This is a genomic window from Clostridioides sp. ES-S-0108-01 (genome assembly GCF_020662285.1).
Lineage (GTDB): Bacteria > Bacillota > Clostridia > Peptostreptococcales > Peptostreptococcaceae > Clostridioides.
Genome location: NZ_JADGMN010000031.1, coordinates 26,765 through 36,078, shown reverse-complemented (window position 1 = coordinate 36,078; position 9,314 = coordinate 26,765). Strand labels below are relative to the sequence as shown.

Below are 9,314 nucleotides of genomic sequence, written 5' to 3'. Positions count from 1 at the left end.
TAAATGTGGGTACAAAAACGAGGAAGTGAAGAACTTAAATATAAGAGAATGGATTTGTCCTAGTTGTAATGAAACTCACGATAGAGATATAAATGCAAGTATAAATATATTAAAAGAAGGATTAAGATTAATAACAGTTCAAAATAAATAACTTATGTAAGAACCGTAGGAACTACGGGGATAGCCTGTGGAGAATACATATTTTAGTATGCAAAATTCTGTGAAGCAGGAACTCTGTGACTTTAGTCATGGGAGGTTCAGGTGACAAATGAGCTTATGTGTATAGCAAGGGGAAGTGGTAAATTTTTTGCAAAAAAAGGTGCTATGGTAGCCTTTAAAGGAAATTTTAATTTTGAAAAATTGCTGTTAGGTCCAAGTAATGGTGGTGGATTAGGAAGAGCGTTATTAGGTCATGTTCAGAGGTCATTGACAGGAGAACAAATGCCAATAATGGTGGTTGAAGGTGAAGGTGAAATTTACCTAGCTCAAAATGCTTACCACGTAGATGTAATATCAATTGACCCAGGTGATTCCATTTATGTTGAGAGTGAAAACTTATTGGCATTTTCTGAACAATTAAATTACAGTGTAAAATTGATTGGCTCAGGGGTAATATCTCAAAAAGGTCTTTTTACTACACATTTAGTAAATAAAACAGGTCAAAATCAAGATGTTGCTATAATAACAGATGGTAACCCTCTAATTCTTGAAGGACCTTGTTGTGTTGACCCAGATGCATTAGTAGCTTGGACTGGAAGAGAACCATATCCTAAAGTATCAAAACTATCATGGAAGACTTTTATTGGTCAGACTTCAGGGGAATCTTATCATATGGAATTTGTTGAACCTGGACAAATAGTCATTATACAGCCATCTGAAAGATTGTCTGGCTTAAAAACAGATTCTACACCTTCTGATAGAATGAGTTCAGGTGGATTAAGACTTGGCATAGATTAAATCTTATGATATAGCTTAATTATTATTTAAGATATTAAAAAATAAAAAGGGTAGCAGGGATAGATATGTTAAAAGGAGTTTTATATGTTTGAGAAAATTCATAAAAGGTTTAAAGGATATTATATTTTTTTAATAATTTTAATTTTATGGAAGATAGTATGTGTTTTGGGTATATGGAGTAGCTATATTCTGCCTCCTCCTGAAATAGTCTTAGATACTTTTATAAAAATGATATATGACGGTTCTATTTTCTTAAATGTTTATGCCAGTGTAAGAAGGATATTAATAGGTTTTTTAATAAGTTCATTGATGGCTATACCACTTGGAGTTGTATTTGGAGTAAATAAAAAAATGTATGAATATTTCAAACCACTATTTGAATTTATGCGAAGTACACCTCCACTAGCTTTGGTGCCAATGCTTATTTTATGGTTTGGTATAGGTGAAGAATCTAAAATTATAATTATTATTTTGGCGTCCTTTTTTCCAATATTTTTAAATACATTGAAAGGTATAAAAAATTGTGACAATAAATTAATAGAAGTAGGTAAATCTTTTAATTTATCTAGAAAGAGAATTTTTTATAAAATAATAATCCCTAATTCTATGTTAGATATTGTTGTTGGACTTAGTTTAGGGCTTGGGTATAGTTTTAGAGCTATAATTGGAGCAGAGCTTATTGCAGCTTCTTCAGGGCTAGGATATTTGATTTCTGATGGGAAAGATATGTCTAGAACTGATGTTGTGTTGGTAGGAATTTTTGTTATTGGATTTTTAGGTATACTTTCAGATTATTTATTTTCAAAGGCAATAGCAAAATTTAGCAAAGGGAAGCAGGTTGATTTAAATGGTTAGAAATGGATTTTTGCTAGAGAATATACACAAGAAATATTTAGTTGATAATAAAGAGCATTTAGTTCTTGATAATGTATCTTTAAATATATCTAGTGAAGAGATAACTGTTATATTAGGTGAAAGTGGATGTGGGAAAACAACGCTACTTAGAATTTTAGCAGGGCTTGAAAATGCTACTAGTGGAAACATATATTTTTTTAATAATGATAAAAAGTGTACTCCAAAAGTAGGAATGGTATTTCAAGAAAGTAGACTTATGCCATGGCTGAATGTAAGTGAAAATATACTTTTACATACTGAAAAAGATAATAGAAATAAAGTTGATTTAGACAAGTATTTAAAAATGATGAAGCTTGAAAAATTTAAAAACTCATATCCAAATGAATTATCAGGAGGAATGGCTCATAGAGTAAGTATAGCAAGAGCACTTTCCTTTAATCCAGATATTTTGCTAATGGACGAGCCATTTGCAGCACTAGATTACTTCACAAGAAGAAAAATGCAAAAAGAAGTTGTAAATATCCATAAAAATACTAAAAAAGGTGTAGTATTTGTAACTCACAATATTGAAGAAGCTATGGAAATAGCAAAGAAAATAATTGTTTTTAGTAAAAATAAAAGGATTAAACAGTTTAGTGTCGAAAATGAATATAATAGAGATTTAACTAAAAACTATTATATAAGCTTGAAAAAAGAAATATTAAGGGAATTGGGGGAGTTTTAATTGATTAAAAAAAACAAGAAGATTTTAGCAGTAATGACATCTTTAATAATGATGTTGGTTGGGACTGTGGGATGTTCAACAACAAATGATGAGAAAGATGCACCTGCAAAAAAAGAGGCTAGTTTACCTAAGGAAATAAATCTAACTTATGTGAAATCACCACTTAATGTTCCTAGTATATTAGAAAAAAAGGATGATTTATTTGGAAAGGAATTTAAAAAGGACAATATAAAAGTTAATTTCCATGAATTGACAACAGGGCCAGAGCAAACTCAAGCACTAGCATCAGGTGAGCTAGATTTTTTACATGCACTGGGTGGGACATCTGCAATAATAGCTGCTTCAAATGGCGTTGGCCTTAAAATTACGAATATTTATAGCCGTTCACCAAAAGGGTATATGCTTATAACTAATAATGAAAATATTAAGTCTATAAAAGACTTAAAAGGTAAAAAAATTGTAGGTCCAAAAGGTACTATACTTCATCAATTGTTGATTGCTGCACTTGATAAGGAAGGTTATACTACAGATGATGTTGAATATGTAAATATGGATATTCCTAGTGCTGCTTCTGCATTAGAAAGTAAAAGTGCTGATGTAGCAATGCTTGCAGGTCCAGTGGCATTGAAAACAATAAATTCAGGCGCTAAAATGATTGTAAATGGAGAAGAATTAGTAAGTGGAATAATAGTTACTGCTGTAAGTGATGATTTTGCTGAAAAATATCCTGAGTTAGTAAAAAGATTTATGAAGGTTCATGAAGAAACTTTAAAATATATGAATGAAAGCAAGGACGAAGTGATGGATGTTGTATCTAAAGAAGTTGGGTTATCTTTAGATGAAACAAAAGAAATGTATTCTTGGTATGACTTTAGTTCTAAAATAACAGATAAGGATATAAAAGAACTAGAAGATACACAGGAGTTCTTGATGTCTAATGGAATGCAAGAAAAGAAAATAAATATTAAAGATATGTTATACAATCAAAATTAGAATATTTTAAAATATTAAAGTAGAAAATACACCCTTATTTATTATTGAAACTGTATAGTAAAAAGGGTGTATTCTGATTATTATATATAAAAATACAATTAAAAACAACTTACTATTTTATCTACACTTATGTAGTCTAGTAATTTTCTCATTTTTTTACGATGAAGTAAAAACTTGGAATATGTGTCTTCTGATTGTTTTGTGTCACCATAAACCTTCCAATATTTAATCATAGAAACTTCATAATTACTATATCCCATAAATCCAATTACATCCTTAAGAGGATATCCTAAAAAAATACCTATTTCATCAGGAAAAATATCACTCTTAAGCTTATCTATTAAATGTTCTAAATAAGCATTAACATTCATATTTTGCTTGTATCCTAAAAACTTTAAAAAATTTACTGTTTTTTTACATTTTAATTTTTCTGATAATGCTTTTTTGTTTACAAATAATATTTTTAATCCCTTTTTTTCTTTATCAATAACCACAAAATCTATTTTTTTACATTTATATAGATATTTGTAAATATCATTAATTTTTTCCTCTCTATTTACATCAGTAAATGAAATATTTATTATTTCAGCAGGTTTAGACCCTAAAAAAACTGGACCTAAAACTTCTAAAAGCCATTTTATATATGATGATTCGATTTTATTCTTACAACAAAATTGTGAATTACAATAAGACATAAAAGATAACCTCCTTCAAATGAAAATTAATATCAAGTAATTAGATTATACTATGAATGATAATCAGTATCAATAACAAAATTATATTTTTTTATTTAATTATTCATTTATTATGATTTCCAAAAAAATAAATTATAAATTGTTTAATTTTAGTAAATAAAAAATAAAAATATAGAAATACTAAATTAAGAAAGAAAATTATTAAAATTTTTTGTAGTATAAAAGATTTAGGAGGGTAATAAAAATGAAACTAAAAAGAACTTTATTTGTAGGATTAGCATTAGTACTAGCTATAGGAATAACTGCATGTGCTAGAGATAATGAAAAACCAAGTGAAAATGCAGGAAAAAATCCTAATGAATCTGTAAATAATAATGAAGGATATATGAATTATTATTCAACAAGCTATAATGATTATATAGCAGGACTAAATAGATATTCTATTTATGATACTCCAGAAAGTATAAATAATCAGTTTAAAGATAAAGAATATCCAGGAAATGAAAAATATCTAAGTGATGTAAAGGCTGCATATAAGGATAGTAGAGATAAAATACAATCATTTGTAACATCTCTTAAAAAAGATGGTAAAACAGAGGATACAGAGTTAAAGAGAATGAATGATGACCTAATTGCTGAAGGTGAAAGATTAGTAAAAGATATAGATGAAAGACTAGAAAAATTAGATAATGTATCTGATGAAGATATGAAAAAAGGTCAAAATGACTTTATGCAACTAGTTCATGGGACTGAAGACGTTGGAAACGATATAGGCAGTGGTTTTAGAAAAATGATAAAAGATATGAATGATAGATTGGGAATAACAGGAAATAATAAAAAATAATAGAATAAATAGTCTCAAAATTAAAAATAAATACTTTAAATATAGCGAAGCCTTGTAAATAGTATATTTTTTGGCTTCGCTTTTTTGTATGTTATCAAGATGCTTATTTTTATCTTGTAATCTCAATATTTTCATTATGATTTATTTAGAGGTTATTTTCCATAAAATATCAGTCCCTTCTTTATTGTTATTGATTTAAATGTAAGAATATCTTACCATAGAATAGTGACAATTATTGTCACTATATTGAAATTAGGAGTGTAAACATGTCAAGAGCTGAACGTTTAATTGAACTGATGATAACAATAAATGCAAAAAGAAATTTTACAGCAGGAGAATTAGCAGAAGAATTTTCTGTATCAAAACGTACTATACTAAGAGATTTACAGGTGCTGGAGAGTATTGGATTTCCATTATATTCAAAAGTTGGAGCAGCTGGAGGATATCATGTACTCAAAGAACGTATGCTTCCATCGATTACATTTTCAGAAAGTGAGATAAAATCTATATTCTTTGCATATCAGTCACTAGAATATTATAATGATTTACCATTTGAGCAAGAAACTATTTCTGCTTTAAAGAAAATTTTAAATTGTATACCAAATGATATTCAATATAATATTGAGAATATGAGACGTAAATTTGTTTTTTGGACACCAGATAGGCATTGCTCAACACCATTATTGAAGGAATTGTTCAATATAGTAATGAATGATTCTACAATTAAAATTGAATATTCATCAAAGCAAAAAAATAGTATACGTACCATTATTCCTATTGGTTTGTATGCCATGAATGGACTTTGGTATTGTCCAGCCTACTGTATAAAATCAGAGTCTATTAAGGAATTTCGTGTAGATAGAATTGTGAAGATTTTGAGTATAGAAAACTTATCAAATAAAAAATATAAGGTTTTATCTTCTATACATGATTATCTTAATAATATGGAAGTAGGTACAGATTATCATATTAAAATTAATTTGACAGATGAGGGAGTAAAACGTTGTGAAACAGAGTTTTTGTTGGCAAGAGGATTGAAAATTTTGCCTAAAGGTGGATACATAGATATGCGTATACCAAAATCCACACTTGATTGGGTGGCTGAATATTTTTTAACTTTTGGGAAAAATGCTACAACAATAGAACCAATAGAACTCAAATCTTTGATAAAATCTAAAGTGTTGGAGCTATACAATCATCATTGTTTTTAAATTATTTTATTTAAGATAGAATAGAGTTTGGAAAAATGTTAATTTTCTTAATTTATTTTACAAGTGATTTAGATAGATTAATATTATTTAATATATTTCTTATAATGATATTTTGTAGTTATATGTACATTAAAATATAAAGTGTTAGGAGCTAGAAAACTAATTAAAAATAGTTATTTAACGATAATAAAAATAAAAAATTTAAATAAATTTATTGACAAATACTATTATTGAATATATTATATATAACATAGCAACAAATGATAATAGAATTAAATTAAATAACGTCTTATCAAGAGTGGTGGAGGGACTGGCCCTTTGAAACCCGGCAACCAGTATATTTTATATACATTGGTGCTAAATCCTGCAACTAATATAGTTGATAGATGAGTATAAATAGCTTTCTAAGCCTGAGTTTATACTCGGGCTTTTATTTTGTTGTAATACATAAGCGAGGATAAACATAAAAACTAAGCAGAATATATGGGAGGAAATTTTATGATTAGCATAAAAAATGTTAATAAGTATTATGGAAAGATTCAAGTGCTTAAAGATGTAAGTATAGAAATAGAATCTGGAGAAATTTTTGGAATAATAGGTCATAGTGGTGCAGGAAAATCAACACTACTTAGATGTATAAATGGATTAGAAGAATATCAAGAAGGTAATGTACTTGTTTCTGGTAAGGAAGTAAAGGCATTGAGTGAAAAGCAAATGAGAGATTTAAGAAAAGAGTTAGGAATGATTTTTCAACACTTTTCATTGCTTGAAAGAAAAACTGTATTTGATAATGTAGCATTGCCATTAGAATGTTTTGGATATTCAAAGGCAGAAATCAAAAAAAGAGTTATAGAGTTATTAGAAGTAGTTGGAATATCTGAAAAGAAAAATGATAAGCCTAGAAATCTAAGTGGTGGTCAAAAACAAAGAGTTGCAATTGCTAGAGCTTTAGCACTAAATCCACAGGTGCTTCTTTGTGACGAAGCAACTTCAGCATTAGACCCAAATACTACAAAATCAATTCTTTCGTTGCTTGAAGATATAAATAAAAATTTGGGAATAACAATAATAGTTGTAACTCATCAAATGGAGGTTATAAAGCAGATTTGTGGAAGAGTAGCAATAATGGAAAATGGAGAAGTTTTAGAGGTAGGAGATACAGAAGAAATATTCTTAAGAAATACTAAAGGACTTAGAAAATTAATAGGTGAAGAAAGTATAATATTACCAAAGGGAACAAATATAAAAATACTATTCCCTAAAGATATTTCTAATGAAGCTATTATTACGACTATGGCAAGAGAACTAAATATAGATGTGTCTATAATATTTGGTAAATTAGAACAATTTAAAGATGATATTCTAGGCTCACTTATTATAAACATTTCAGATAAAAGTGGAGAGCAAGTAAAACAATATCTGACTAGTAAGGGCATAAGATGGGAGGAAATGATAAATGAATAGTTTAATTGATTTTTTAACAACACTATTTCCAAGTGCATTGTTACAAACTTTGTATATGGTTATAGTACCAACTATAGTGGCAACAATATTAGGGTTTATATTAGCAATCATATTAGTAGTTACAAAACCAGATGGATTAAAACCAAATAGCACAATAAATAGTGCTTTAGGATTTATAGTAAATATATTTAGAAGTTTCCCGTTTATGATACTTATAGTTGCAATGATTCCAATCACTAGATTAATCGTTGGAACAAGTATAGGAGAAACTGCTGCAATAGTACCAATAACTATTGGTGCAGCACCATTTATTGCTAGAATTATAGAAAGCTCATTAAATGAAGTTGATAAAGGATTAATAGAAGCAGCAAAATCTTTTGGAGCTACAAAAAGACAAATAGTCTTTAAGGTTATGATAAAGGAAGCTATGCCTTCAATAGTATCTGGAATTACATTATCAATAATATCTATACTTGGTTATACAGCTATGGCAGGTGCAGTAGGAGCTGGAGGACTAGGTAATATAGCACTTATTTATGGATATCAAAGATTTGATACAGCAGTAATGGTGTATACAGTAATAGCACTTGTAATATTAGTTCAAATAATCCAAGGAGTAGGAAATCTGGCTTATAAGAAACTAAAATAACTTAATCATAAACATTTTAAAGAGGGGGAAGTAAAAAATGAAATTAAAGAAATTATTGTCAGTAGCATTGGTGTCAGCAATAGCAATATCAGCAGTAGGATGTTCAAACAAAGAGGATAAAAAAATACTAGTAGGAGCTTCGTCAAATCCACATGCAAAGATATTGGAAGTTGCAAAACCTTTGTTAAAAGAAAAAGGATATGATTTAGAAGTAAAAGTATTTAACGATTATGTACTTCCAAATACATCTTTAGATGAAGGGTCTTTGGATGCTAACTTCTTTCAACATATTCCATTTTTAGAGGAAACTGTGAAGGAGAAAGGATATAAACTTACGTATACATCTAAAGTTCATATAGAGCCAATGGGATTCTATTCAGAAAAAGTTAAGTCATTAGATGAAATAAAAGATGGAGCTGTTATAGCTGTGCCAAATGATGCAACTAATGGAGCTAGAGCACTTAAATTATTAGTAAAAAATAAATTAATAGAAGCAAAAGATGGAGAACTTATAACTAAAAAAGATATAACTAAAAATCCTAAAAATATACAAATAAAAGAAATGAATGCAGAACAATTACCAACAGTATTAAAAGATGTTGACGGAGCAGTAATAAATTCTAATTACGCTTTAACAGCTAACCTAAATCCTACTAAGGATGCAATAATAATAGAATCAAGTGATTCTCCATATGTAAATATAATAGCTTGTAGAGAAAATAATAAAGATAGTGATAAGATTAAAGCTTTATCGGAGGCTATGAATAGTAAAGAAGTTAAAAAATTTATACAAGAGGAATATAAAGGAAGTATAGTTCCAGCTTTCTAAATTGAATACACAAAATCTATAAAATGAGTAAAATTAAAAATGTTTACTCATTTTTTTTTATAACTAGAAAGTGACAAATTTTTTGGAAGAATT

Annotated in this window: 11 protein-coding genes and 1 riboswitch; of the genes, 10 read left to right on the top strand and 1 reads right to left on the bottom strand. The window is 28.3% G+C overall.

Annotated elements, in window-relative coordinates:
- From IR152_RS18435 to IR152_RS18415, 5 genes are all read left to right on the top strand, one after another.
- Nucleotides 1-151, top strand: a 151-nt coding sequence (locus IR152_RS18435) for a transposase (protein ID WP_227453305.1), incomplete at its 5' end; no start/stop codon positions are given.
- Nucleotides 152-276: 125 nt separating this feature from the next.
- Entirely contained in the window at nt 277-957 is a 681-nt protein-coding gene (locus IR152_RS18430) for an AIM24 family protein (protein ID WP_021405312.1), read from the top strand.
- Nucleotides 958-1,041: 84 nt separating this feature from the next.
- Entirely contained in the window at nt 1,042-1,812 is a 771-nt protein-coding gene (locus IR152_RS18425; RefSeq protein ID WP_227453304.1) for an ABC transporter permease, read from the top strand.
- The gene (locus IR152_RS18420; RefSeq protein WP_227453303.1) at nt 1,805-2,536 is read left to right on the top strand and encodes an ABC transporter ATP-binding protein; all 732 of its coding nucleotides are present in this window, start codon (nt 1,805-1,807) and stop codon (nt 2,534-2,536) included. Before IR152_RS18425 ends, IR152_RS18420 begins: the two co-directional genes overlap by 8 nt.
- Complete coding sequence (locus tag IR152_RS18415; RefSeq protein ID WP_227453302.1) at nt 2,537-3,529, top strand: NrtA/SsuA/CpmA family ABC transporter substrate-binding protein; 993 nt, start codon at nt 2,537-2,539, stop codon at nt 3,527-3,529. It abuts the gene before it with no gap.
- Between the two features lie 98 nt (nt 3,530-3,627).
- Here the strand turns inward: IR152_RS18415 and IR152_RS18410 are convergent, their stop codons facing one another.
- Nucleotides 3,628-4,224, bottom strand: a complete 597-nt coding sequence (locus IR152_RS18410; RefSeq protein ID WP_227453301.1) for a DUF3793 family protein — start codon at nt 4,222-4,224, stop codon at nt 3,628-3,630.
- A gap of 244 nt (nt 4,225-4,468) precedes the next feature.
- Between IR152_RS18410 and IR152_RS18405 the strand changes: the two genes are divergently transcribed.
- The 5 genes from IR152_RS18405 to IR152_RS18385 all read left to right on the top strand — a co-directional run bounded on the left by IR152_RS18405 (nt 4,469) and on the right by IR152_RS18385 (nt 9,221).
- Nucleotides 4,469-5,068, top strand: coding sequence for a hypothetical protein (locus IR152_RS18405; protein ID WP_227453300.1), 600 nt, complete (start codon nt 4,469-4,471; stop codon nt 5,066-5,068).
- 266 nt (nt 5,069-5,334) lie between these two features.
- A complete protein-coding gene (locus IR152_RS18400) occupies nt 5,335-6,279 on the top strand; it encodes a helix-turn-helix transcriptional regulator (RefSeq protein ID WP_227453299.1) in 945 nt (314 codons plus the stop codon).
- A gap of 286 nt (nt 6,280-6,565) precedes the next feature.
- Nucleotides 6,566-6,672: riboswitch (SAM riboswitch) on the top strand.
- 105 nt (nt 6,673-6,777) lie between these two features.
- The gene (locus IR152_RS18395) at nt 6,778-7,743 is read left to right on the top strand and encodes a methionine ABC transporter ATP-binding protein (RefSeq protein WP_227453298.1); all 966 of its coding nucleotides are present in this window, start codon (nt 6,778-6,780) and stop codon (nt 7,741-7,743) included.
- On the top strand, nt 7,736-8,392 hold the full coding sequence (locus IR152_RS18390) for a methionine ABC transporter permease (protein WP_003427440.1): 657 nt from the start codon (nt 7,736-7,738) through the stop codon (nt 8,390-8,392). The genes IR152_RS18395 and IR152_RS18390 overlap by 8 nt, the downstream gene beginning before the upstream one ends.
- Nucleotides 8,393-8,429: 37 nt before the next feature.
- On the top strand, nt 8,430-9,221 hold the full coding sequence (locus IR152_RS18385) for a MetQ/NlpA family ABC transporter substrate-binding protein (protein WP_227453297.1): 792 nt from the start codon (nt 8,430-8,432) through the stop codon (nt 9,219-9,221).
- Nucleotides 9,222-9,314 lie beyond the last annotated feature (93 nt).